We start from the raw sequence: 23,361 nt of genomic DNA, 5'->3' as shown, positions 1-23,361 counted from the left end.
ATGACGACAACCGTTATTAGGGCGAATGCATACGGGTGAAAACGTCGGTTTTTTCGCCAATTCATAACGTATAACGAAGATATGAGTAAAAAATATGCGTTATATCATCATGTCTGTTGATTTTATGAACAACACACAACGGCTGGCTCACCATAAATCCCCTTCATAATCGCTCTATTTTTCGTTATTAATGATCTGTGTGACTCCAGACTTAATAGGTCTGGAGTCATAAACCTTTTGCCTAAGATCCTCAGGCTTGTTATAACTCCGGCCTGTGATTTTTGAGGTGAAATTGGGCAGATGAGTAAGATCGGATCCGTAACAACAGTCGAAGGAGATTTTGCTGCCGGAAATGTTGGTCAGCATGTTTTGGCTTATCTGCAGAATGTGAAAATGACACCGCTTGCCAAACTGGATGATTTTGATGAGGAGGGCAATGCAACGGTCGGGCAGGTGATCAATATCTGGATCCGGCTTTCACTGATCCTGACACGACGCCGGCCAGAAATTGCTGTTTCATCCCTGATGAAACATGTGTTGCCAGTGATCGGCGAAGTGCCTCTGAATAAAATCACCCGTTTACGACTGAACCGTTTGTTTAATGTACTGCTGGCGGACGGGAAAGTTTCAGAAGCAAAACGGGTATTCGCGCTTTGTAAGCAATTTTTTGGCTGGGCAGAAACCCAGGGATATCTGGCACATTCGCCACTAAGTACCATGAAGCGCCGCGACGTCGGCGGCCGGAATACCCCGCCACGCGAACGAACGTTAACCGATGCTGAAATCTGGGTTTTCTGGCATAGCCTTGATTTATGGGATATTTCTGAACAATGTCGCTGGGCATTGCGCTTGTGCCTGCTGACTGCACGACGACCAGATGAAGTGGTGCGCGCCAGAAAAGATGAGTTCCATTTGCAGATCGGCATCTGGCGACAGGGTACGCGCAATAAATCGGCCCGTGATCACAACCTGCCGCTGACGCCATTAATGATCACCTGCATCAATGCTCTTCTATCAGCCAGTCCGAAACACAGTCCCTGGCTGGTGCCTTCACCGCTCGATGCACAAAGACCGTTATCACGCGGTGCGGTGACACAGGTTATACGCCGCCTGCTACGTGCGGAACGGGGTCCGGGGATTGATGCTTTTACCACCCGTGATTTACGCCGTACGGCGCGTTCCAAGTTATCCTCCCTGAATGTGCCGAATGATGTTGCGCGCAAAATTATGAATCATTCGCTTGAAGGGATCGACCGTGTTTATGACACTCACGATTATCTGCCGCAGATGAAACAGGCGCTGGAAGCATTTTCTGACAATATTCAGGGCATCATTGATGCACCAGATTACTACGATTTACGTCATCATTTTGAGGGCGAATCTCTGCATGTTCGTGAAAGTTCGCTGTTGTTTATGGAGAGATAGCGAGCATAGGCCCGATTTTAAGGTTATGTTAATGTCTGACGATTGAGAATATAAAGTCGGTAAAAACCAGACCGGGAATAAGCCAAAGATGTGACCTGCTACAATTGTGTATTGATTTGGCAACGCAAGAAGACAGAGGACTAATAATGCTTTCAACACAAAACAAGGCTATCGGGTTGCCAGAACCGACGCAGACCATTTTGCTAAGCACCGGAACAGCGGAAGAAAAACGTCAGGAAATTCGCGATTATTTCATTCAAACCTGGGAGCTGTACGAGAGCCTGTTTGATTGTCTCGCTGATGAAAGAGCCTATTTCAATAAGGCAATTTCGCTTCGCCACCCGCTGATTTTTTATTTCGGTCATACCGCCACTTTTTATATTAATAAGCTGATGGCTGCGGGGCTGATTCCTCAACGTGTTGATTCACACATCGAAGCGATGCTGGCGATCGGTGTGGATGAAATGAGCTGGGATGATCTCGACGATCAGAACTATAACTGGCCATCAGTTGTTAACTTGCGTCAATACCGCGACAAAGTACGTGAAGAAGTGCTCGGTATTATTGACACCATGGCGCTGAGTTTACCCATCGGATGGGACAGCCCTGCCTGGGTGATTCTGATGGGCATTGAACATGAGCGCATTCATCTGGAAACATCCAGTGTATTGATCCGTCAGTTGCCGGTGGAATGGGTTAAGCCACAATCTCACTGGCCGGTGTGTGGAATCGCCCGTCATGACCGCAACAGCGTACCTGATAACACTATGCTGGCGGTGAAAGGTGACATTGTCACGCTGGGTAAGCAGGATGATACCTACGGCTGGGATAACGAATACGGCACATCTCAACAGAAAATTCAGGCATTTAGTGCCAGTAAGATGCTGGTCAGTAACGCTGAATTTTATACTTTCATACAGGCGGACGGCTATCACGATGCCCAGTGGTGGGACGAAGAAGGGCTTGGCTGGCGGGATTTTGCGCGGGCTGAAATGCCCACTTTCTGGGTGGGTTCGCCCCGGGAACCTGAACGGCTGAAACTTCGCCTGATGACGGAAGAAGTGCCGATGCCATGGGACTGGCCTGCTGAAGTTAATCAACTGGAAGCGGCAGCATTCTGTCGCTGGAAAGCGGCGCAGACCGGTGAATCAGTACAGTTGCCGACTGAAGCTGAATGGATGATTCTGCGTAATCAGGTGCAGGGTGATCAGCCAGACTGGGAAACAGCACCGGGAAATATCAACCTCGCATGGTGGGCATCATCCTGTCCGGTTGATCATTTCGAACAAGGTGATTTTTATGATGTTGTGGGGAATGTCTGGCAATGGGCGTCTACGCCGATCAATGGATTTGACGGCTTTCGTGTTCATCCTTTATATGATGATTTTTCGACGCCAACATTCGATGGTAAACATTCCATGATCAAAGGCGGAAGCTGGATTTCAACGGGCAATGAAGCGCTAAAATCTTCGCGTTATGCTTTTCGTCGCCACTTTTTCCAGCATGCCGGTTTCCGCTATGTGATTTCCAGCCATCAGGAAGTGGTGAAAGTGAATCCTTATGAAACTGACGGGCTGGTGGCGCAGTATCTTGATTTCCAGTACGGTCCGCGTCATTTCGACGTAACGAATTATGCAGTTCAACTGGTTGATATTGCAGTTGAAAATACAGTTAATCGTGGCAGGGCGCTGGATATCGGGTGTGCTACGGGACGTGCCAGTTTTGAACTTGCGCGTCATTTCGACTCTGTGGTTGGAATGGATTATTCCGCGCGATTTATTGATGTCGCTCTGGCTTTGGCACGCGGTGAAGCCTGTCGGTATGTAATCCCGGAGGAGGGCGAACTGGTGGATTATTGCCAGGCTTCGCTCGCTGATGTCAATATCTCAGCAGAGCAGACAGTGCGGGTGAATTTTGTGCAGGGTGATGCGTGTAACCTGAAGCCACAGGCGGAATTATATGATCTGGTCCTGGCGGCTAATTTGCTGGATCGACTGCGTGAACCTGCACGTTTTCTGACAGATATTACGCCAATGATTCGTTCTGGCGGCTTACTCATGCTTTCTTCACCTTACACCTGGCTCGAAGAGTTTACACCGAAAGAGCACTGGCTGGGCGGGTTCCGGGAAAATGGTGAAGCTGTTACGACGCATCAGGCGTTGAAACGTTTGCTGGCGAGTGGATTTGAAGAGGTTAGGCAACCGGCAGATGTTTCGTTTGTGATCCGTGAAACGGCGAGGAAATTCCAGCATACCGTAGCGGAACTTACACTGTGGCGTAAGCGGTAAATTCTCTCTTTCTGAAAGAGGTTAATGGTCGCTTATGCGGCCATTTTTTTATCCGTGCTGATGGGAGGCTGGTCAATAAATCTAAGACACGTTCGTCCTGAAGAAATACAGAAGACACTTTTGGTTAAGTTTTCGGTGTTTTTGATTTATCTGGCATATGTATGTTGTAACTAAAATTGGGCTCGTATGATCTTATGGCTCGGTAATGAAAAAAGGGGGAAACGGTAAAGATTATGAATTCAGGCGTTGCAGAATAGCAAATGCCGGACACTGAGGTCCGGCATGACAAAACTCGCTACTTATTTCTCTGCCGGACCACAACCCCCGATCATTTTAGAAATTGAAATCGCAGGGTGCAGCAAATAAGTATAGTCACAATTTTTCTCTTTATTAAAAACGCTACCGGTACAGCCTGAAAGTGTAGTAACTACCGCAGCGAGAAGAGCTAACTTAAATAAGTTTTTCATATAAATTCCTTTTTAAAATAGATGATTATGTATATAGGCCGTCATTTTAAATTCAGGCAAACGCGAATATACGCTTAACATCCATAACAGGCAAATAAATACCCATCACTGCGCATTTTTAATATTACCCTGCCTTGCTTTACTTTAAGATATTCATTATTAATATGTTTATAAACTCAATGATGTCGATAATTTTCCGAGAGATTAATATTCATCAGATATATAATTAATGCATATTGTGACCATTTTTTTAAACACTGAATAGTCAAAAGACTTCTTTAAAAGGTCATTTAATGACAAACTGCCGCTACTTAGCCGCCGGAATGAACGTTGTCTGATGAAAGCTCCCTTCTGCCTCTGCTTGCTTATGCTGTTCACCGCTACTGTTTTAGCTGCCCCTGAAAAAGGCCTCACCGAAGCACAGTGCCTCGCCTTAAAAAATGTGCATATCAATGCAGACGCAATCGGGCTTCCGACAAGGGGGGCGCGGGTCACCACAGTGGCAATGGCGGGCCATCCGGGTAATCAACATTGCAAGATTGAAGGGCAGATCAGGCCCGTCGATCTCAACGCGCCCGATATTAATTTTCAGCTTTACCTGCCGCTTGACTGGAATGGTAAAGCCCTGCAACTGGGTGGCAGTGGTTTTGACGGTGCGATTAAAGACGCTGATACAGCACGTTTGGCGCCGGCAGCAACACCCGGCGCAATAAAGCAAGGTTATGCCACGTTTGGCAGTGATTCAGGCCATCAGGGTGGAGTATCCGATGCTTCCTTTACCCTTAACGGGGAAGCCTGGGATAACTTTGCCGGTGGGCAAATCAAGAAAACACACGATGTGGCCGTTGCCTTGATCCAACAGGCTTATGGTCGAAAACCTGCTCACATGTATTTTCAGGGTAATTCGCAAGGCGGCCACGAAGCGCTTGCGGCGATCCAGCGCTTCCCGCTTGACTATGACGGCGCGATTGCCATTCATCCGGTGTATAACGTCGTTGAACTGCACATGGCCGGGATCAGTATCGGGAAGGCAATCTACAACACGCCGGGCGCGTGGATTTCGCCGGCCAAAGCCGCACTGATTGCCAATGCCGTTACCGGTGCCTGTGACAAACTGGATGGTCTGGCTGATGGTGTAGTCGCCAATCCGGATGCCTGCAGTTCGACATTTAAACTGGCTCATCTGCGCTGCCCGGATGGGAAAGATATAGGCGCCAACTGCCTTTCAGATACGCAAATCGCGCTGGTCCAGATGCTTAATAAACCGGTGCCTCTGGGTGTCAACCTGCTAACTGGCGATCACTTTGCCCCATGGCCAATTTTACGTGGTGCAGACGCTTCTGCGTTAGTCAGTGTTTTTGGTTCCGGTGCAAACAAGCCAAAACCAGAAGCCAGTAATATCATTATTTCATTCCCTTACATGATGGGCGACCAAGCTGTCCGCTACGAAGTGATGCGAGATGCAAATTACGACTCTCTTCAGTTTAATCCCGCAGCCCATGAGACGAGGCTGAAAGAACTGGCAGCACAAATCGATAATGATAGTGCCGATATTCACACTTTTGTGCAGCATGGAGGCAAACTTTTACTGATGCATGGCACGGCGGATATGGCTGTTCCGCCGGGAAACACCGTAGCGTATTACGAGAAGCTGAAAGCTGAATTTGGTGAGCAAGAACTTCATCAGTTTGCCCGTTTCTACCTGGCACCGGGTTTCACGCACAGCAGCGGGACATATCGGGTGAGTTGGGATTCATTAGGAACCCTGGATAAATGGGTTGTTCATGGGATAGATCCGGGTCAGCAAGTGATGATTGATACAAACAAAGCAACTGCCGGGCGCGAAATGCCGTTGTGTGATTATCCGTTATTCCCACGATACAACGGACAGGGTGACACGAAAATGGCCTCCAGTTTTACCTGTTCCGCCAGATAATATTTCTCATATTCACTTTTCTGCCTGCCTCGGCGGGTATGCTTTTGCAGGAGATTGCAAGTCATTTACCTATATAAATTCACAGGTGAATGAGCGTTCTCAAATAACTTGAACATCCGTTCAAGTCTTGGCATTATCCTCAGCTATCTACTTTTCTTCGGTTACTCCTGTGGCTTATCTGTGTAAAGCAGCATGGATGCCATGTCACGCCTGGAAACGCTCGGGCTGAGCGCAGACTGTGCAGAATACAATCTTAACCGCGCCATCGAAAATGAGCTTTACGCCTGCCGAACGGTATGTGAGGAAACCTCTGATGTCTAAAAAACGTTAGCCAGAGCGCGGATGCCATTGTAGTGCATATGATTTCAAAATCTGTCGCGTCCTAATCACGCGACTTTATTGCAGCACAGGGAGTTCATTTTGCAGAGCGAACAAAAACCTGATTTTCATGATGATTTGATCAAAGAGTTACTCTACTGGATCGAAGTCAACTTAAGTGATCGTCTGACCATGGAAAAAGCCTCAAAAAAAACCGGCTATTCACCATGGTATCTTCAGCGTTTGTTTAAAAGTAAAACGGGTTACGCACTAGGTAAATACATTCGTGACCGCCGTCTCACGATGGCCGCTATCGCGTTGCGTCTGACCAATATGCCTATCCTCGATATTTCGTTGTACTACTCGTACGATTCGCAGCAAACGTTCACCCGATCGTTCAAGAAGAATTTCGCCGAAACTCCCGGTACGTATCGCCGCAATGCATCATGGACCATGAACGGGATCACCGCGCCGCTTACCGTCGATGAGTTTCCGCAGCCGGAATATGAAATCGTAGAGTTACCGGTGATGGCGTTTGAAGGGGATACGATCTCGCATTCTTACCCCATTGAAGCCTTATTCAACAGTAAGAATCACGTTCACCGCGCGGAGTTGCTGCGTTATCTGGAAACACCGGAATCTCTGCGGGCACCGGTCTGGGGATTGTCGGACTGCCGGCCTGATACGAATGATGAAGTGGCGAATGCGTTGCAGATGGATTACACCGTGGCACATCAGGTACACACCAGCGACAGCCACAACATCCTGGTTCCGGCCAGCCGTTATCTGAAGATCAACTATCCGTACGATCTTAGCCGGTTGAACGATTTTATTCTTTATCTGTATTCTGTGTTTTTGCCTACGCTGGGTCTTGAATTTATTATGCAACCGGACCTGGAGAAGTACTCGCGTGAATCTGCGCTCAAAGGCGTGACCTGCGAATACTATATTCCGCTGGCCACACAGTGATCAGGTAGAAAAGAGAAACAAAAAAGCCCCTCATTATGAGAGGCCTGACGGGCGGGAAAGGGGATCAGTTGAACACCATACCGCCGTCGATCAGCAAAGCCTGACCCGTCATGTAATCAGAATCCGGCCCGGCCAGATAAGAAACGCAAGCCGCGACATCTTCCGGCTCAGAAAGGCGTTTCAGCGTAATATTCTTGGCGAATTCTTGTGTACCATAGCCCGCCGGTTTTCCGGCTGCCGCTGACACCTGACGGTCTATTTCTTCCCACATCGGCGTTTTCACAATCCCAGGACAGTAGGCATTGACAGTAATACCCAGCGAGGCCAGGTCACGCGCTGCAGTTTGTGTCAGCCCGCGCACCGCAAATTTACTCGAACTGTAGATCGCCAGTTCAGGGTTACCCACATGCCCGGCCTGTGATGACGCATTAATAATTTTGCCGCCATGCCCTTGTGACTTGAACGCTTTGACTGCCGCCTGAATGCCCCAAATGACACCTTTCACGTTGATATTATAAACTTTATCGACGATTTCCGGGGTGATGTCTTCAATCAGTGTCGTCGGCGCAATCCCGGCATTATTAACGATGACATCAAAACCACCGAGTTGCCTGGTGGCCGCTTCTACGGCAGCAAAAACTTGCTCCCGGTCTGAAACGTCCGCCAACTGAGCAATGGCTTTACCACCGGCATGATTAATTTCTTCGGCAACTTTTTTCGCTGTTTCCCCATTAAAATCCACCACGGCCACAGCAAAACCATCCTTCGCCAGACGCAGTGCAATCGCGCGGCCGATCCCCTGACCACCACCTGTCACTAAAGCCACTTTTCCATTTTTAGACATACGACTATCCTCTATGTATTCGGTATCTTCTTCAGGTGCTGCGCGCAAGACACGGTCTACCCGACCCGGTGCCGTTGCGTGAGCTATCCACTGGTTTACGCCTGCCGCTCCCAATGTGCAATTGTTAAGCACGGTCATTAACTTTTTCTGATTTGGTCAAACGCAAATGGCTGTTCCTGCCAGCAAGTCGTTTAGAATGGCATACGTGTAAGAGAGTAAGGATGCAGAAATGACCGGCAATAATATTGTTCTTTTCCGTGAACGCCTGACTGCACTGGTGCGTTCATTACAGATTGCGCCTGACGTTGCCGAAAATCAGGTACTGGACCGGATGGCGCTCTGCTTTCGCAAGTTGCTGAATTTTTTCGCTGAAAACAATGAACTGACGCAGCAGGTGTTTTTGCTGCCACCTCTGGCGCAAGAGACACAGCGTTTGCTGATCAACCTGATGGCAGAAAACCTCGTGCAAAATCAGCAAAGCAAACTTTTCCGCAAAGAAATTTCTGCCGTCATGCTCGCGCAATGTTTTACCGGCATGCTGGTACAATTCGCGCAAGATCCCGCAGATCCGGCATTACGTCATCAGCAAAGTCTGGCCTGTGCAAAACTGTTCTGCGAAGGCGTTTGGCTGCGGGAGTTATAGTTCAAAACTTCATAAAGAAAGCAAAAATGGTTGGTTCAGTTTGCCGTTCATAAAAGGTTTACTACGTTCATTCCCGCGGCAGGCATCGTTTGCCACGATTTTGAAACCAGCGTTAAAGAAAGCTTTGATTTTGAAGCTGCGATTAACCGGAGGCCTGTATGTCAATCACTGTACACACTGCTGAGCGCCGTTCGCTATGGCAACGTATCACGCACCGCAAGGTCAGTCATCCACCAGCGGAGAGGGCGCAGGATACATCCCGTCTGCTGGAAAGCTTTCTCGCCACAGGCTGTCTTTACGGTATTGATGTGGGGAACAGTGATCCGGCCTGGTTTCGCCGCTCCTGATCGTTATATCCGTTTATTGCGGTTCAGTTACTGGAACGAGCTGTGCCATGAGAGAAGCCTTCTCCTGAAATTATGTGCTGTACCCTGAATAGCCGGTGTTTCCGCTGCGGATAACGCAACCGTGACATCTGTTATGCAGGTTGTTGTGGAAAGTCTCTCTGACCTCGTCGTAGAAATTTTAGTTCTCTCTCTCATTTGTTGAGCCCATAACTTTCGCCGGTTATGGGTTTTTTTATGCAAAAAAAAGCCCCGCAGTCAGGCGGGGCGACATACTAACGCCGTTAACAGGGGTAAAACGGCGACTAAAAAGAATATAAGTAAAACCAAGGAAGGGTAAATAGGATTGCAGTGATGATTCCACAACCCGGAAATAAAGTACCACAGAAAAATATATAATTATAAATACATATTTTATATGAAATTAACTATAACATTCATTCGAAATATTGATAATACCGACAGAAATAATTAGTAATAAATAATAAAATTAAAACCGATAATTTATCTACAGAACCACGGAACTCTGTAGGTAATATTAATACGAGTCTGACTCATTGAAAATACATATATAATAAATTCAAATATCCAATTAAATGATAAAGGAATACATCATGAAATTAAAAGCATTGGCACTTATTATCCCGGCATTACTGGTTGCAGGCGCAGCTCATTCCGCAGAAATATATAATAAAGACGGCAATAAACTGGACCTGTATGGCAAAGTTGATGCACGTCACCAATTTTCAGATGATGCAGGTCAGGACGGCGACGTAACCTATGTTCGTGTAGGCTTTAAAGGTGAAACCCAAATTACCGATCAACTGACCGGTTACGGCCAGTGGGAATACAACGTCCAGGCTAATAATTCTGAAAGTACAGGTACATCAGGCAACGCCACCCGTCTGGGCTTTGCAGGTCTGAAATTCGCTGACTTCGGTTCATTCGATTACGGCCGTAACTACGGCGTTGTGTATGACATTGAAGCCTGGACCGATATGCTGCCAGTGTTCGGCGGCGATACCTACACCTCTTCTGATAACTTTATGGTTGGTCGTACTAATGGCGTTGCGACTTACCGTAATACAGACTTCTTTGGTGAAGTAAAAGGCTGGAACTTTGCACTGCAATATCAGGGTGCGAATGATGGCGATAACAACAGCGAAGACATTAACTATACACCAGCAGGTGAAGGCACGAATAATGGCCGCGATGTTCGTCATCAGAATGGTGATGGCTATGCTCTTTCTACCACTTATGACTTCGGTATGGGTATCAACTGCTAACTGACTATTAATTAAGAGTAAATGTTCATCCCTGCAAAACTCCTGCAAAATTCTTCTGCAAAACGGCACCTTAATTAAACAACAACTTCCTTCCAGTCTTTCCCCCGGTCGTCGTTATACTTCTCCGTCATTTGACTATTTTTATGTCCAAGTAAAACTTGCGTGTTTATTCCTTGCTCTCTGAACAAGCGTTCCGACAATGACCTCTGTTCATGGAATGTTGGAGGATTCTCTCCCTCCCACAGGAGACCACTTTTATCTCGGGCTTCAGCAAATCCTTTTGAGAGTGTGCTTTTAGTTATCTGCCCACCACGGGTGCAGTTTCTTCGTGAACGGTGATGATGCAAGATCCACTGACTCAAAACAGAATCTCGGCATTCAGCTATCACATCCTGAAGAGACAGCCCCAGCGCCTCACATTTCAAAGAAAGGGGTATAGCCACTTTAGCCCCGGTTTTTTGCTGAACTATATGAAGTTTGTCATCCCAGATATCTGTAAATTTCAACTTTGATATATCTCCTATCCGTTGGCCTGTAATTAAGGCCAATAGCATTACCCTGGGAATATGCACCGGTAACGTTAATGCAGCCGAATAAATGGCTTTCCATTCATCAAATGAAAGTCTCTGTCGTGAAACTTTTGCCCGAGGTTGTTTTGTTGCCTTCGCAGGGTTATAACCAGCCGGAACTTCACCTGCATGCTGAGCTTCTTTGAATACATCACTTAGATTCGAACGCACCATCTGCGCCATCCTTCCCTGACCTTTTTCAATGTAAACATCGAGGATCCCAGCAATATCTCTGGCACCTACTTCCGACAATGGTTTTATCCCGCAATGAGAAATTAATGCTCGTAAAGAAGGTTCCCGCAGTTTCGCAGTATCGGGCTTTATTTCGCCAGCCTTAACCCTTTCTAGCTGAATCGCTCTATATTTATCAACCCATGCATTGGTCGTGATGCCTTTATTCACTTCACGGCTAATTTCATTTCTTACTCTCAGGAGATTTGCCATTTTCCTCTGATTGAGTTGCATATTCGCATCTATTGCGATTGCTTTTGCCTCCTCTTCGTTGTCCCCCAAACCGTGGAACTTACCTGTGGCTGGATGCTTGTAACGCCAGTAAACCTTATTGGTTCTGGCGTCCAAGTAGCACGACAGCCCGGGAATATTCACGTTATATTTTCGTGGACGTGCCATCTTCGAGAATCCTCATTAAACGTGGATCTATATCCTTGTTGATCACAGGCTTCTCAGCTATCCCAATGAAACGCGCTGATGCTTCAACACGCCAGCACCGCCCGGCTTTAAAGGGCAGGGGGTATATCATTCCATTTTTCGCATACCTCATCAGCGTTGGTCTGCTAGGGATTGGCGCGGAAAACTCTTCGAGAGCCCATTCATCAAGCGTTAATGTTCTCGTCATATATCACTCCACACGTTTAATTATAGCCGGTTGCGCACCGGTTTACTGACTGAACCGAAATCGGCCGTAATATTTCCCAGCTCGCCACCACAGCATTTTTCTCGCCTGGTGGCATTGCTGGCGCAAACTCAGCTGGGATAAACCACAGATTCAGCATTCTTTTCACAAAAACACGCCGGACGAAATGCGAACGGGTTGTTTCAGTGATCACAGTTCCTCCATTCCATATACTGAACGTGGATCATTCTGCCGTAATAGAATCTTCCATTGCCGATGTAGGTTCTGGTGCGCCTCTTGCAGTATTTCCCGTAGCTATTCCAGAACGTATTCTCAGTCATACAGCCTCCTTCAAGAACAGAACCCAGTGAGTTTTGTCGCCTTTTCCGGTGCGTTGCCAGATTGTTGGCTTCTGATCTGTCAGCGCGATTACGTGAGCAACTGGTATCTGCGTTTCGTTCCATTTAAAAATGAGCGTGCCGTGTGGCCGCAACACCCTAAACGCTTCGCGGAACCCGGCGGCGATGTCTTCACGCCATGTTTCTTTGTCCAGAGCACCGTACTTCTTCCGCATCCAGCCATTCACGCCAGCGCGCTCGAGGTGCGGAGGATCGAAGACTACCTGGGAGAAACTGTTATCGGCGAATGGCAACTGGCGGAAGTCGGCAAGCACGTCCGGGCTGATCACCAGTTGGCGCCCGTCACACAGCGTGTGTTCTTCGCTGCGCACGTCACTGAATACGGTGCGGTCATCCTGTTTATCGAGCCAAAACATCCGGGAGCCGCAGCACATATCCAGAATTGGTTTGCTGGTTGCCTCAGTCATGGCGGTTTTCCCTCTGTTCGATTACTTCCAAACCCAGCTTTAAAGCCAGCGCATGTTCTGCTCTGGCGCCCGCACTGAACTGCCAGCCGGTCAGCAGGTAAATTGCTTCGGCGCGCTGCAGCATCGTCAGACCAATAGCCATGTAATCTGGTTCGGACAGGCCATCAGGCAGGATTGCCGGATTCAGTGGCACATGCTTTTCAAATGACAGGCTTATAGCTGCCTGTTTGAAAGCAGGGCGGTTGAAATGTGGCCGGCCTGTCATTGGCCCTGCGATATAAACTTTCATTCAGCCCACCCTCGTAGCCGTGCGCAGTACCTGATAAATCTGGTGTGCGATAGTGCGTTCATTACCCACAGGGCAGGCCTTGAAATATTCATAAGCGGCGGTGATCGCCACCTGGTGCTTTCCCAGAAAGTCTGTTTTAAGGCGTGCAATTTCGGCTTGTTCTTCAGTATTGCGGCGGAACCAGACACTGTAAGGGCCGTCCTCTGTATCGTGAATTGATGCGAGGAACCAGCCATCACCGATCGGCGGTGTTGGGTTCCACGCAGAAACATCAGCTTCGCCTGCTTCATAGGCGGCCTGAATATCGTCAGCTGCTGGATCGGCATCAAGTGACAGGGTATAAACCTCGACACCCTGAGCTTTTGCCCACGCTTCAAATTCGCTTGGCGCTGGGTATTCGTTACCGTTGGCCGGTTCGAAGAAATCAGGGTGAGTCCAATATCCCAAGTTATCGGCATTGCGTTCTGGTGTGACCGGTTGAATAAGTTTCATGGCTACATTCCTAAATAAGTAATTTCCAGATTTCGGCGTGAGCGAATCCCTTGCCAGTGACGGCAATTAATAAAATTCAGATGTTTTAAATTATCTTTGGGCTTCGCCGCCCAGCGCGGAAATAAGGTTTGATATCAGCGCAGAATATTCGCTGGTTACCAGAATGAAATCAGCATTAAAGCGCGCGGCTAAATCTTCACGGTCGATGTCGTCATTCTGATCGGACAGTGTGTCGCTCGGTTTCAGCTTTTTCAGCGTGAATGCATCGTTAATCTGGAAGTTGACGCGTTCCTGCCAGTCCATAGACACCTGGGTAACCAACTTACCGTTTTCGATATGCGTTCCGATCTCGTCGCTGACCAATGCCTGTTTCTTACAGCGGATAGTGCCGCCTTCTTCCAGAATGGCTTTCAGCTCGGCTTCATCCTGCAAAGCAAACTCAGCTGGCGGCTCACCTGTGCGCACCCAATCGGTCAGGGTCAGTTCGATCGGCGTTTCCATTGTGAGGGGTACCACTGGCAAAGAACCGAGGCTTTTGCGCAATAACGCCAGCATGTCTTCTGCCTTTTTGGTGCTGACCGCGGCGACCATGATCAGGCCGTTATCCAAATCAATCCACATGAAGGTCTGGCTGTAACGGCTGAATGCGCGTGGCATGAGGCTGTGCAGCACTTCGTCTTTCAGGGAGTCTTTCTCGGTTTTCTTCAGCTTGCGATGCTGCTCACCTTCCAACTGCTCAATTTTGCCCGCCAGCTCCTGCTTAATTACCGGCGCCGGAAGTATCTTCTCTTCACGCTTTGCGCAGATCAGAAGCTGATGGCCAGCGGCGTGTACCAACTGATCACCGCCGAACTTGCCCATTGGTGATACCCATCCTGTTTTCGCCATATCCTGGCTGCCGCATGGAGAGAAAATAAAGGCGCTCATCTGGCGCTGCATTTCCTCGGCATCGAGCGCGATATCACGGTTCATGCGGTAAATCTGCAAACTCTTAAACCAAAGTTCTTTCACGTTAATCCCTCCTGTTTATGCCCACTGCACCGGGCGGAAACTCACACACATAGAAAAGGGCCACCGCTGACGCACTGGGTGTGCTGGTGGGGCCAGCGAACCCTTGTCTATGCCTGCGAAAAAATTGGCGGTGGTCATGATCAGAACATTATCTTCGCTCCCCCTGATGTTGGATGGTTGAAGAGTCATGCCACCGCCGAATACAGCTACACACAGCAATTATCGAGGTTCCACGTCGATCTGATTGGGCGGCGGGAGTCGAACCCGCAATCGGGTAGGGAACCCGACCATCACCTGATGCTGGCCACAACGGAGAGAACACTGGTTCTGTGGTCAGATCGGGTTAATGGCAAGTGAGTCCCTCAACCCCCAGTGTTCTTTCCGTTGTGTGCCTGGTCACTTCTCCACCTCAGGCGGCGGTGTTATCTTGGTAGTTCTCACACAGCCAAGAAGGAAATGAAGGTGGAAAACGCTTCGACTAATTTAGTCACTTTAGCCCGTAGGATTGAAGCTCTTGAGAACGCATTCACGGTAGCGCTTCATTCCGTTTCAACCGCCTTACCCACAGTAAAAAGCGACGTCATTGAAAATCTAAATCGTCATGCTCAAGCTTATAAAGGTAAGGATCCTGCCGTTGCCTCGGCAACCAAGTTGCTTATTAACCGAATTGAAGCTTTCAATCCGAAGATAAGAGATTAATTTTGGTAATCTCGCCGCCTTCCAAAAAGGCGGCCACTTGGTGTGCATGCTTTTGCAAGATTTCAGAAACAGTTTCTTCAATTAACTCTTCATTCGAAGATCCCGGACCAATAATTTCCGGTTCTTGCTTATCCATCCTGATACCTCATTAATCTGCTGCGCTCTTGCCGTTGTACTGCCGATGAATTTAGTTTAACTTTTCAAACTAAAGTGTCAATACAAAAGTTCGCATTATTAAACAAAAAAGTTTAAGGTGAAAAAAAACCGGCCAGAGCCGGTATTTCGTGAAGTGGAATTGGTTACATCAAATTCATTTCAACGCGAACGCATACGCCAATGATTTCACAATCCTCATCAAAGGGTATCGGTTTGAAATTAGGGTTAAGTGGCATCAGGTACATGTTCGGACCATCAATCGCTAATTTTTTTACGGTCGCTTCGTTTGAACCACTAATGCGCGCAACAACTATGCGTCCATTTATTGCCTCAACATCAGGATCCACAATGACGATCGAGCCATTAGGTAGGGAAATACCTTGGCCGGGTGGGCTATCCATAGAATCGCCAGATACGCGCAGCGAAAATGAGTAAGGAGATACTTTCGCAGTGGTTTCAATCCACTCAGTCACGTCCTGCAAGTGCCCCTCAACGATTTCTTTCCAGGCTCCTGCCTGTACTGATGACAATAACGGCACACGGCGGCGCAGCTCTGGTCCAGGTGTTGCGTTTCCGATCGACTCTTCGATAAGTCCGCCTTCATATAACCAGCGTTCAGTTACGCCTAACACCTCAGCCAGTTTACTCAAATAGCGTGCAGACGGCTCAGTGCCGCCGTTTACCCACTGGCTAACGGTTCCTTTCGATGCGCCTGTAGCGCTCATTAAATTAGTGCTCCGCAACCTCAGTAGCTTCATACGTTGGTTAATGCGGTCGCTCATCGTTTCATTTTTCATGTTTAAAGAATTAAACAACATAAGGTTTAATTTCTTGACTATTTTTAGTTTGAAACATTAAACTTTGCATTGTTGATTCTTTATCTGGAGGTGAAATGTTTAAACAAGATTTAGTCGCACATTTCGGTACTGCGACTGCGGCAGCCAAAGCACTGGGGGTTTCAAAATCAACCGTCAGTCTTTGGAAGGATATTGTGCCGTGGCAGTACGCGTTATTGGCAGAAAAAGCCACAAACGGTGCTATCAAATACGACCCAACTCAATACGAAAAGACTACCACTGCTGGCATACAGCCATAACTACCAAAGGGAAAACAACATGGTAGATCTGAAATCAGTAGTTAAAACGATGTGCAAAGCCTATCCCGGCGGTCGGTCTGCTATGGCTGGCGCTCTGGGCATGACTGAAACGCAGTTCAACAACAATTTGTACGAAAAGAACGGCTGCCGGTTCTTCGAAATTGCCGAGCTGGAAGCGATGGAAGACATCAGCGGCACTAATCATCTGGCGGATTACTTCGCCCAGCGGCGCGGTGGCTTGTTCGTTGAAATCCCAAATCGCGATGAGTTGGACCACGTTGACCTGTTTATTAAAGGCGTAAAAGTGGCGGCAAAGAGCGGGAAGGTGGATCAGCAAATAAACACGTCTATTGCAGATGACGGCGTGATTGATCAGAACGAGAAGGCCGAGATTATGGCGCTGCATTTCAAGCATTTATCTGCGCGCGATGAGTATGTGAAGTCAGTGGTGGCTTTGCATGAAAGGGTTGACGCCTCAGGAGTGCAGTCCCGAGGCGTCGGCGCATTAAAAACGTGTGTGGAGTAATTAACGCATGAACAGTTTACTCATAAAAGCTGGCGTCCCGCAAATGCGCTGCAAAGCGACTGGCGGCAACAAACAAGCTTTGTCGTACGAAGTGATGGTATCGGGCCACTGGGTACCGTGCAACTACCAGATCGTCCGGTGGTGGGTAGGTTACGTCAGGGTGAGAAGCCGGAAGGTGACTGCATGTCTGAAGAAATCCAAACGCTGGACAGGCACTACAAAGATTGGCGGGGCGTTGTGGTACACGTCGTGGGCTTCGACAGAGCAGGGGATCGCGTCATCTTCATGCGCGCAGGTTACCCGCATTGCGCCCAGCCTACTGAACAATTCCGGCGAAAATTTAAGAGGGTCTTATGAGCGTTAAGTTATCCGCATACGTCTGGGATGGTTGCGCTGCTGCCGGTTTGAAAATATCGGCGGTGGCCATCATGGCGCGCCTCGCTGACTTCAGTTCTGACGAAGGCCTGTGCTGGCCGTCGATCACCACCATTGCCCGCCAGTTGGGTGCAGGTGAAAGCACAGTGCGCACTACGCTGGGCAAGCTTGAGGCTGACGGCTGGATCACCAGCACTCAGCGCCGTAAGGGAAACCGCAACACATCGAACATGTACCAGCTGAATATTGCCAAGCTTCGTGCTGCTGCTGAACCGTCAGATTCTGACACATCAAAATCTGACGCCTCAAATTCTGACCGGTCAAAATCCGACACATCAAAATCGAACGCGAATACCGGTTTTCACCCGCCAGAATCTGGGGGGGATCCGTTAGTAAATTCAAAACAAGATCCATCAGATATAAAACCCCTTTGTCAGCCTGCTACGCAGACCGACGCCGAGGTTGAAATTACTGATCAGGCTAAACAGGTTCTGAACTACCTGAATCAGACCACTGGCTCACGCTATCAGGTCAGCAAATCCTCACTGGATAACATTCGGGCCAGACTCCGAGAAGGGTTTACACCTGAAGAACAGCAACTGACCGTTGATTACATGCATGCCAAATGGGGCGGCGATCTGGAAATGGCCGAGTATCTGCGACCGTCCACGCTGTTCCAGCCTTCCAAGTTCCCGGGTTATCTCGAAGGTGCCAATGCTTGGAATCGTGCTGGCCGCCCAGCCCGCAAAAACGGAAAGTGGGACCGCAGCGAAGTGGCCGTTGATACCTCTGAACGTGATTCGGCTTATCGCCGGTTTATCAGCGGTGTTGCGGCGAGCAAAGCCCCAAGTGATTTGGAAAAACTGGTCTGTACTGAGGCAAGTAAAGCCAGTGTGCGTGGCATGCGCAGTGATTTCGCGATCAGCACCTGGAATCGCATCTGGAAAGAATGTGCTCAGCGCCAGCAGCAGAGGAAATCTGCATGAAAAAAAACCATCAGCAATTAGTCATAGAAAAGCTCATGTGTGATTGCGCTCCGCGCGCCTGCTCGGATACTGAAGCATCTTTAATCGAATATGCCGGCTTTATTCCATCACGGCTTACGATGTCATCTACGATTAATATGATCAGCAAAAAACCTCAGTTCAACATTGTTACTGGGCATTGTGCCGGGAAGAAAACATATTCACTGAGCGAAGTGCCAAAACAAGTCGTAGAACCGACGGCCGAAAAATCGGATATAGCTCCAGTGAAAACACCGGCTGAAATCTGTGCTGAGTTTGAACACAACCTATGGGCAGTACTTCTGGGCAGGGGGTCGGTATGAATAACTATTTGGGGCAGTTCAGCGAAGGAAGGTTGGAAGAGTTGCTTTCAATGGCCAAAGCAACTTCATACGGAAATAGTTTATTTGATGTTCAAGAAATCATCCCACTCTTACACATAGCATTAGCAGCAAAGCAGGGCAAGCCTGATTATTACGTCATTAGTCGGCCGTTAACAGATGGATATAGTTCTACGTTTAAACTTGATGTGTATTTGGAAGAGGTTGATGCCATCAAATGCAAAAACGCCCACGGCGGCGTAATTATCCCTGTATACACCACACCACCAATGAACCATGGCGAGAAAATTAATTTATCGGCGATTCCTGAAAACCTAGGCCTATACCTTGAAGTGAGACCTAGGTTTTATAAAAAATTCAATGTGGTTTACCGGGACGAAAACAAAGTATGCGGTTACGCCTTACATACGGGGCGCTGGTCATGCTTTCAAGCTAAAAACTTCGATCAAAACTTCCGTATTGCCCCTAAATCGGAGGCGCTATGAGTTATCAACTAATTTATGCAGATCCTGCCTGGCAGTATTCCAACAAGATAAGTAACGGCGCGGCGGGTGACCACTACAGCACTATGGCGGTTGAGGAAATGAAGCGTCTTCCGGTCTGGTCTATTGCAGATGAAAACGCAGTTCTGGCTATGTGGTACACCGGCAACTTTGCTTCAGAAGCAGTTGAGCTGGCGCATGCATGGGGCTTCAAGGTGAAAACCATGAAGGGATTTACGTGGGTAAAACTCTATGAGCAGGCACGTAGCCGTATAGAGCGTGCGCTGGCAGAACAGACCATGATCGATTTCGAAGACTTTATGGATACTTTGAACGTAGAAACGGTGATGAATGGCGGAAACTACACGCGCGGCAACACAGAAGATGTGTTGATCGCCGTTCGCGGGTCCGGTCTCGAGCGCCTGAACGCCAGCATTAAGCAGGTTGTTTACAGTTGCCGCGGTGAGCACAGCGAAAAGCCGGCAGAGGTGCGTTTTCGCCTCGAAGAGCTTTACGGGCAAGTTTCACGCATCGAGCTTTTTAGCCGTGGAGAAGCTTCAGGCTGGCATCACTGGGGGAATGAAAACCCATTCAACGATATCGAGTTGGTACCGGCGAGCTTCACTACTATTCCTCCTATGCGGAACTCTCGCGTAAAAGTTTTGGCAGGCCACTATCAGGCACTGACACCACTATCAGCTTCTAGACACCAGATCTCCGCTGGCATCGTTTACCTGCAGGAGGTGGCTGCGTGAACGAATTTCAGAGAATCTGGCTCTCTGCTTACAACGGCTGGCTGACAGCGGTCTCCCCTTCGGGGGAGCTACATCCCACTGATTACACCGCTGCGCGGGAACATGCCGATGCTGTGCTGAGCAGCCTGGTTAAAGCTGGGGAGAGAGCTGAATGAGAGCGCTCTTAAAGCCATATCCACAGAGGGATTTGGGGATTGTGCTATTGCGGCCGCCAGGTGACATGCTGCAGCATTTCAGCGGCAAACGCCTGCTAATAACCGATGAACCGGCGGATCTGCGCGGGGCGGCGGACGGTTTGGTACCGGTGGAGGCTGAGCCACTATCGCGAGATCCACGCCTGTCTGGATTTCTGGCCTCAGAGCGGGTTATCAACCTGGTCGGCGGGTGGGGTGCGCTGACGTTGTGGGTTAAGCGTAACCGAGGCTGCCAGTGCACTGATTTTGGTGGCCAATACCATCACCATGAACTGGTGCAGTCTCGCCGTGCGCGTGGTGTTGTGTCTCTGTGTTGGACCCATGACAACGAATATCACGGAAAAGAATCGGTAAAACTCGATGCCGCAGCACTGTCGAATACCACTGAATTTGTGACCGAGGCTATCCGCGAGCGTTCCCGATTGTCCGCTGGACATCAACTGACCCTGCCGGAACTTTGCTGGTGGGCAACGAGTAAGGGGCTAGCGGCGCAACTGCCGGAGGAAATCATATGCGAAGCGCTTGGCATGAAATACCAGCCTCCGGGCACGCAGTTGAAAGAATCCGACATTAACCCCTACGAACAAGAACCTCGGGAAGTGATGGCGAGCAACATCAAACCGGTGCTGGCACTGGCCGTTGATCCGGAAACGCCAGAATCTTTTATGCTTCGCCCTAAGCGCCGCCGGTACGAAAACACCAAATACACCCAATGGGTAAAGCGTCAGCCATGCTGCGGCTGTGGTAACGGGTCAGATGATCCGCACCACATCACCGGCAATGGATTTGGTGGAATGGCAACAAAAGCGCATGACATGTTCGTGATACCGCTGTGCAGACGGTGTCACGACTCACTTCATGCGAATACCCCAGCCTGGGAAGAAGAACACGGCACACAGGAATTTTGGGTGCTGAAGACATTAGACAAAGCCCTGGCGATGGGTGTTATCGCAACCGGCAAAGCAAAATAAGTGTGGAGAGAATAATGCGTGATATTCAACTGGTGCTGGCTCGTTACGGCGTGTGGGCGAAAGATAATTCAGGCGTGGACTGGTCACCGATTGCGGCGGGCTTTAAAGGCCTGCTGCCGACTGAATCCAACAAGGTCGAATCCTGCTGTGATGATGATGGCCTGATTGTAGATGCCGCAGTAGGTCGTCTGGCTGCCGTCCGTAAACCGGAAGAGGTAACACTCATCATGCTGCATTATCGCTTTGGTCTGTCGAAACGGAAAATAGCTAAAATGTATAAGGTGAGTGAAGGCCTGATCCGCCAGCAGTTGCAGGTTGCGGAAGGATTCGTGGATGGTTGTCTGGCGATGACCGGCGCGGTGCTGGAAATGGACGCCTACACCCAGAAAATTAGAGTGGCGAAAGTCGCTTAAAATAGTTCTAGTGCGCTACGCAAAAACTCTTGTAACCTGTTAAGAGTGGTCACGTAGTCACGAAGCTTAGACAATCTGAGAACCTCGCTCCGGCGGGGTTTTGTCTTTTATGGGCATATGATACGTTGATCCCGTTGCGGTGAATCCTACCTATGCGGTAGGGCTAATAAGCTATGCCCTCGTAGTGAAGACAGCGAACCACGGTTAGCTCACCAACGGTTCACCGGGAGGCACCCGGCACCGCAACAATCAGACAATGCTTTTCAGTTTGAGAAGATGGGATAACCCGGAGCGATTGGAAAGCACATTCGGATGAGCGTTGCTGGCAAAATCTGCTGTAATGCCTCATATGTTTTGTATTCAGCAAGAATGCAAGCCTGTCGAAACAAACTCATCATCAACTTTAGATAAAGAAGACACTTCATTACGTAATGCCCTCTAATATAGATTTCTCTTGGTATTTAAATCATTGGAGGCGCTGTGAAGAGAAGGGTTTGGTTCGCTTGGCTATTTATGGTGGCATCTTTTGGTGGGTATGCGGAAGGCGTTCACCACATAGACCGAAAGCTTGCACATGGTGCCGTGCCCCATTTCAACATTATCGACACCTCAGAAACACCTGACGAACATATTAGTGAAAAAATGCATGAAAAAGCCGTAAGACATTGAAATATTAAAAATCAATACAAAACCTCGAAGAAATGCGTTTTTTTGCTTTCTGAAGGTTAGAAATATGCACCAGTAAACGGATAGACCGCAGGCGTCAGCCAATGCAGCAGTAGTGATGCTGCCCGGAGTCCCGATAGAGGGAGCCAGATGCAGGTCCGAACTGCAATATGCGCTGGTTAGGGTTACGTAAAGAAAAAGGCATACCGTAAAGCAGCGCGCCAGCCATACACGCACCGGTTATTAGCGGTGAGAAATGATAGAAGACTCAAGAGCATGAGCGCGGCCACAGCAAAAAGTGACAATAATATTTATGGTTGCGCTTTTGCGTGGCCTATTTTATTTAGTGAAATCAACAATACAAAGGATATCTGCAGCAGCGGCAGAAATGCTACCGCCTCCTTTTACATAGTCAGCTTTGTATGCAAATTGACCTGATAAATCGTAGAATTTTATTACCCCATATCCATTCTTACATTCCCGATCAGTAATTGTCATTTTGCTAAACATCACTGATTGATTGGGGTTGCTTGAGGAGGGTACATATTGAACAAGCATAGATCGGGTCCCTTTTACTAATTCGCCAGACCCTTTCTTAGCATACTCAAAAATTAGGTTGCTGGAGGATACGAGCGCCCAACCTTCGAGTATAGGGGGATCCTCTGCTTTTACGCACATTGCTGTACTAAGCAAGACCGCTCCAACTATTAAATTTATCTTCATGGTGCCCCTGATATTGGGATTTTTCTGATTCCAGGATATTTATGTATCACAAAATTACCAAGCAATCATCATCCTTGCCAGCTTAACGCCTGCATACCTGTATCACCGGACAGTCAATGACCATTTCTGAAAAGTGACGGTACTGCTTATTTCTTTTTCCTCACGACTACACACCCAACCGGACAACCGGAGGTGAATACCATGAAAATCGGCGAAAAAAGCAGTAATGCAACATATTGAGGTGCTGGAATTTCGCCCATCTATGCATGCTTAGCGCAACGTACAAGCCAGACTTGCAATGATTATTAGCAGTGATGGCGTGGGAGAAGACTGAAGAGCATGAGCGCGGCCATTGCGAGAGTGTGGATCTGCATCATCCTCAGTTTGTTGAATGCTTGCT

General features: G+C 48.5%; 27 protein-coding genes and 1 pseudogene. 17 read left to right on the top strand and 11 right to left on the bottom strand.

Annotation, left to right across the window (positions count from 1 at the left end; all coding sequences use genetic code 11):
• Window positions 1-300: 300 nt before the first annotated feature.
• Window positions 301-1,425, top strand: a complete 1,125-nt coding sequence (locus tag LC431_RS08040; protein WP_013577822.1) for a site-specific integrase — start codon at window positions 301-303, stop codon at window positions 1,423-1,425.
• 146 nt (window positions 1,426-1,571) lie between these two features.
• Complete coding sequence (ovoA, locus tag LC431_RS08035; protein ID WP_223509652.1) at window positions 1,572-3,713, top strand: 5-histidylcysteine sulfoxide synthase; 2,142 nt, start codon at window positions 1,572-1,574, stop codon at window positions 3,711-3,713.
• 299 nt (window positions 3,714-4,012) lie between these two features.
• Here the strand turns inward: ovoA and LC431_RS08030 are convergent, their stop codons facing one another.
• A complete protein-coding gene (locus tag LC431_RS08030; protein ID WP_013577820.1) occupies window positions 4,013-4,180 on the bottom strand; it encodes a YhfL family protein in 168 nt (55 codons plus the stop codon).
• A 337-nt stretch (window positions 4,181-4,517) separates the two neighbouring features.
• Between LC431_RS08030 and LC431_RS08025 the strand changes: the two genes are divergently transcribed.
• Window positions 4,518-6,116, top strand: a complete 1,599-nt coding sequence (locus LC431_RS08025; protein ID WP_223509651.1) for a tannase/feruloyl esterase family alpha/beta hydrolase — start codon at window positions 4,518-4,520, stop codon at window positions 6,114-6,116.
• A 420-nt stretch (window positions 6,117-6,536) separates the two neighbouring features.
• Window positions 6,537-7,403 (top strand): helix-turn-helix domain-containing protein, encoded by an 867-nt coding sequence (locus LC431_RS08020; RefSeq protein ID WP_013577818.1) that lies wholly within the window; start codon window positions 6,537-6,539, stop codon window positions 7,401-7,403.
• 64 nt (window positions 7,404-7,467) lie between these two features.
• Here the strand turns inward: LC431_RS08020 and LC431_RS08015 are convergent, their stop codons facing one another.
• The gene (locus LC431_RS08015) at window positions 7,468-8,247 is read right to left on the bottom strand and encodes a (S)-acetoin forming diacetyl reductase (RefSeq protein ID WP_013577817.1); all 780 of its coding nucleotides are present in this window, start codon (window positions 8,245-8,247) and stop codon (window positions 7,468-7,470) included.
• A gap of 229 nt (window positions 8,248-8,476) precedes the next feature.
• Between LC431_RS08015 and LC431_RS08010 the strand changes: the two genes are divergently transcribed.
• The 3 genes and pseudogenes from LC431_RS08010 to LC431_RS08000 all read left to right on the top strand — a co-directional run.
• Window positions 8,477-8,890 carry a hypothetical protein gene (locus tag LC431_RS08010; protein WP_119262438.1) on the top strand — a complete coding sequence of 138 codons (414 nt, stop codon included), beginning with the start codon at window positions 8,477-8,479 and terminating at the stop codon, window positions 8,888-8,890.
• A 158-nt stretch (window positions 8,891-9,048) separates the two neighbouring features.
• A complete protein-coding gene (locus tag LC431_RS08005) occupies window positions 9,049-9,237 on the top strand; it encodes a hypothetical protein (protein ID WP_037033048.1) in 189 nt (62 codons plus the stop codon).
• A 611-nt stretch (window positions 9,238-9,848) separates the two neighbouring features.
• Window positions 9,849-10,514, top strand: a pseudogene (locus LC431_RS08000) (porin); the annotation flags it as partial.
• Window positions 10,515-10,594: 80 nt separating this feature from the next.
• On the opposite strand, the gene LC431_RS07995 reads toward LC431_RS08000, so the two are convergent.
• The 6 genes from LC431_RS07995 to rdgC form a co-directional block, all read right to left on the bottom strand.
• Complete coding sequence (locus LC431_RS07995; RefSeq protein ID WP_223509649.1) at window positions 10,595-11,719, bottom strand: site-specific integrase; 1,125 nt, start codon at window positions 11,717-11,719, stop codon at window positions 10,595-10,597.
• Window positions 11,697-11,945, bottom strand: coding sequence for an excisionase (locus LC431_RS07990; RefSeq protein WP_223509648.1), 249 nt, complete (start codon window positions 11,943-11,945; stop codon window positions 11,697-11,699). Before LC431_RS07990 ends, LC431_RS07995 begins: the two co-directional genes overlap by 23 nt.
• A 334-nt stretch (window positions 11,946-12,279) precedes the next feature.
• A complete protein-coding gene (locus LC431_RS07985; protein WP_223509646.1) occupies window positions 12,280-12,768 on the bottom strand; it encodes a class I SAM-dependent methyltransferase in 489 nt (162 codons plus the stop codon).
• Entirely contained in the window at window positions 12,761-13,057 is a 297-nt protein-coding gene (locus tag LC431_RS07980; RefSeq protein WP_121019971.1) for a DUF4406 domain-containing protein, read from the bottom strand. The genes LC431_RS07985 and LC431_RS07980 overlap by 8 nt, the downstream gene beginning before the upstream one ends.
• Window positions 13,058-13,549 carry a hypothetical protein gene (locus tag LC431_RS07975; RefSeq protein WP_223509644.1) on the bottom strand — a complete coding sequence of 164 codons (492 nt, stop codon included), beginning with the start codon at window positions 13,547-13,549 and terminating at the stop codon, window positions 13,058-13,060.
• Window positions 13,550-13,639: 90 nt separating this feature from the next.
• Window positions 13,640-14,560 (bottom strand): recombination-associated protein RdgC, encoded by a 921-nt coding sequence (gene rdgC, locus LC431_RS07970; protein WP_223509642.1) that lies wholly within the window; start codon window positions 14,558-14,560, stop codon window positions 13,640-13,642.
• Window positions 14,561-15,022: 462 nt separating this feature from the next.
• Between rdgC and LC431_RS07965 the strand changes: the two genes are divergently transcribed.
• Complete coding sequence (locus tag LC431_RS07965) at window positions 15,023-15,259, top strand: hypothetical protein (RefSeq protein ID WP_132964301.1); 237 nt, start codon at window positions 15,023-15,025, stop codon at window positions 15,257-15,259.
• Here the strand turns inward: LC431_RS07965 and LC431_RS07960 are convergent.
• Together LC431_RS07960 and LC431_RS07955 are read right to left on the bottom strand one after the other, a co-directional pair.
• Window positions 15,237-15,395, bottom strand: a complete 159-nt coding sequence (locus LC431_RS07960) for a hypothetical protein (protein WP_223509640.1) — start codon at window positions 15,393-15,395, stop codon at window positions 15,237-15,239. The genes LC431_RS07965 and LC431_RS07960 overlap by 23 nt on opposite strands.
• Window positions 15,396-15,558: 163 nt before the next feature.
• Window positions 15,559-16,233 carry a LexA family transcriptional regulator gene (locus LC431_RS07955; protein ID WP_223509638.1) on the bottom strand — a complete coding sequence of 225 codons (675 nt, stop codon included), beginning with the start codon at window positions 16,231-16,233 and terminating at the stop codon, window positions 15,559-15,561.
• A 74-nt stretch (window positions 16,234-16,307) separates the two neighbouring features.
• On the opposite strand from LC431_RS07955, the gene LC431_RS07950 reads away from it, so the two are divergent.
• From LC431_RS07950 to LC431_RS07910, 9 genes are all read left to right on the top strand, one after another.
• On the top strand, window positions 16,308-16,511 hold the full coding sequence (locus LC431_RS07950; RefSeq protein ID WP_112151554.1) for a Cro/CI family transcriptional regulator: 204 nt from the start codon (window positions 16,308-16,310) through the stop codon (window positions 16,509-16,511).
• Between the two features lie 19 nt (window positions 16,512-16,530).
• A complete protein-coding gene (locus LC431_RS07945) occupies window positions 16,531-17,037 on the top strand; it encodes a YmfL family putative regulatory protein (protein WP_014416536.1) in 507 nt (168 codons plus the stop codon).
• Between the two features lie 183 nt (window positions 17,038-17,220).
• Window positions 17,221-17,394 (top strand): DUF4222 domain-containing protein, encoded by a 174-nt coding sequence (locus LC431_RS07940; protein ID WP_223509637.1) that lies wholly within the window; start codon window positions 17,221-17,223, stop codon window positions 17,392-17,394.
• Window positions 17,391-18,398 (top strand): conserved phage C-terminal domain-containing protein, encoded by a 1,008-nt coding sequence (locus tag LC431_RS07935; RefSeq protein ID WP_223509636.1) that lies wholly within the window; start codon window positions 17,391-17,393, stop codon window positions 18,396-18,398. Before LC431_RS07940 ends, LC431_RS07935 begins: the two co-directional genes overlap by 4 nt.
• The gene (locus LC431_RS07930; protein WP_223509635.1) at window positions 18,395-18,739 is read left to right on the top strand and encodes a hypothetical protein; all 345 of its coding nucleotides are present in this window, start codon (window positions 18,395-18,397) and stop codon (window positions 18,737-18,739) included. The genes LC431_RS07935 and LC431_RS07930 overlap by 4 nt, the downstream gene beginning before the upstream one ends.
• Window positions 18,736-19,242 (top strand): hypothetical protein, encoded by a 507-nt coding sequence (locus LC431_RS07925; RefSeq protein ID WP_223509634.1) that lies wholly within the window; start codon window positions 18,736-18,738, stop codon window positions 19,240-19,242. Before LC431_RS07930 ends, LC431_RS07925 begins: the two co-directional genes overlap by 4 nt.
• On the top strand, window positions 19,239-19,994 hold the full coding sequence (locus LC431_RS07920; RefSeq protein WP_223509633.1) for an MT-A70 family methyltransferase: 756 nt from the start codon (window positions 19,239-19,241) through the stop codon (window positions 19,992-19,994). The genes LC431_RS07925 and LC431_RS07920 overlap by 4 nt, the downstream gene beginning before the upstream one ends.
• 220 nt (window positions 19,995-20,214) lie before the next feature.
• Window positions 20,215-21,159, top strand: a complete 945-nt coding sequence (locus tag LC431_RS07915) for a DUF968 domain-containing protein (protein WP_223509632.1) — start codon at window positions 20,215-20,217, stop codon at window positions 21,157-21,159.
• Between the two features lie 14 nt (window positions 21,160-21,173).
• Entirely contained in the window at window positions 21,174-21,572 is a 399-nt protein-coding gene (locus LC431_RS07910) for an antiterminator Q family protein (RefSeq protein WP_223509630.1), read from the top strand.
• A 1,005-nt stretch (window positions 21,573-22,577) separates the two neighbouring features.
• Here LC431_RS07910 and LC431_RS07905 read toward each other — a convergent pair.
• A complete protein-coding gene (locus LC431_RS07905; protein WP_223509628.1) occupies window positions 22,578-22,961 on the bottom strand; it encodes a hypothetical protein in 384 nt (127 codons plus the stop codon).
• Window positions 22,962-23,361: the final 400 nt, after the last annotated feature.

This window comes from Rahnella sp. GSA61A, from assembly GCF_019969905.1.
Lineage (GTDB): Bacteria > Pseudomonadota > Gammaproteobacteria > Enterobacterales > Enterobacteriaceae > Rahnella > Rahnella aceris.
Note: the sequence above shows the minus strand (reverse complement) of the source record. Positions and strands in the feature narration are given on the sequence as shown.

Coding starts and splice junctions, on each gene's coding strand:
- LC431_RS08040 (WP_013577822.1), top strand. CDS start 301: ATGAGTAAGATCGGATCCGTAACAACAGTCGAAGGAGATTTTGCTGCC.
- ovoA (WP_223509652.1), top strand. CDS start 1,572: ATGCTTTCAACACAAAACAAGGCTATCGGGTTGCCAGAACCGACGCAG.
- LC431_RS08030 (WP_013577820.1), bottom strand. CDS start 4,180: ATGAAAAACTTATTTAAGTTAGCTCTTCTCGCTGCGGTAGTTACTACA.
- LC431_RS08025 (WP_223509651.1), top strand. CDS start 4,518: ATGAAAGCTCCCTTCTGCCTCTGCTTGCTTATGCTGTTCACCGCTACT.
- LC431_RS08015 (WP_013577817.1), bottom strand. CDS start 8,247: ATGTCTAAAAATGGAAAAGTGGCTTTAGTGACAGGTGGTGGTCAGGGG.
- LC431_RS08010 (WP_119262438.1), top strand. CDS start 8,477: ATGACCGGCAATAATATTGTTCTTTTCCGTGAACGCCTGACTGCACTG.
- LC431_RS08005 (WP_037033048.1), top strand. CDS start 9,049: ATGTCAATCACTGTACACACTGCTGAGCGCCGTTCGCTATGGCAACGT.
- LC431_RS07995 (WP_223509649.1), bottom strand. CDS start 11,719: ATGGCACGTCCACGAAAATATAACGTGAATATTCCCGGGCTGTCGTGC.
- LC431_RS07990 (WP_223509648.1), bottom strand. CDS start 11,945: ATGACGAGAACATTAACGCTTGATGAATGGGCTCTCGAAGAGTTTTCC.
- LC431_RS07985 (WP_223509646.1), bottom strand. CDS start 12,768: ATGACTGAGGCAACCAGCAAACCAATTCTGGATATGTGCTGCGGCTCC.
- LC431_RS07980 (WP_121019971.1), bottom strand. CDS start 13,057: ATGAAAGTTTATATCGCAGGGCCAATGACAGGCCGGCCACATTTCAAC.
- LC431_RS07975 (WP_223509644.1), bottom strand. CDS start 13,549: ATGAAACTTATTCAACCGGTCACACCAGAACGCAATGCCGATAACTTG.
- LC431_RS07960 (WP_223509640.1), bottom strand. CDS start 15,395: ATGGATAAGCAAGAACCGGAAATTATTGGTCCGGGATCTTCGAATGAA.
- LC431_RS07955 (WP_223509638.1), bottom strand. CDS start 16,233: ATGTTGTTTAATTCTTTAAACATGAAAAATGAAACGATGAGCGACCGC.
- LC431_RS07950 (WP_112151554.1), top strand. CDS start 16,308: ATGTTTAAACAAGATTTAGTCGCACATTTCGGTACTGCGACTGCGGCA.
- LC431_RS07945 (WP_014416536.1), top strand. CDS start 16,531: ATGGTAGATCTGAAATCAGTAGTTAAAACGATGTGCAAAGCCTATCCC.
- LC431_RS07940 (WP_223509637.1), top strand. CDS start 17,221: ATGTCTGAAGAAATCCAAACGCTGGACAGGCACTACAAAGATTGGCGG.
- LC431_RS07935 (WP_223509636.1), top strand. CDS start 17,391: ATGAGCGTTAAGTTATCCGCATACGTCTGGGATGGTTGCGCTGCTGCC.
- LC431_RS07930 (WP_223509635.1), top strand. CDS start 18,395: ATGAAAAAAAACCATCAGCAATTAGTCATAGAAAAGCTCATGTGTGAT.
- LC431_RS07925 (WP_223509634.1), top strand. CDS start 18,736: ATGAATAACTATTTGGGGCAGTTCAGCGAAGGAAGGTTGGAAGAGTTG.
- LC431_RS07920 (WP_223509633.1), top strand. CDS start 19,239: ATGAGTTATCAACTAATTTATGCAGATCCTGCCTGGCAGTATTCCAAC.
- LC431_RS07915 (WP_223509632.1), top strand. CDS start 20,215: ATGCTGCAGCATTTCAGCGGCAAACGCCTGCTAATAACCGATGAACCG.
- LC431_RS07910 (WP_223509630.1), top strand. CDS start 21,174: ATGCGTGATATTCAACTGGTGCTGGCTCGTTACGGCGTGTGGGCGAAA.
- LC431_RS07905 (WP_223509628.1), bottom strand. CDS start 22,961: ATGAAGATAAATTTAATAGTTGGAGCGGTCTTGCTTAGTACAGCAATG.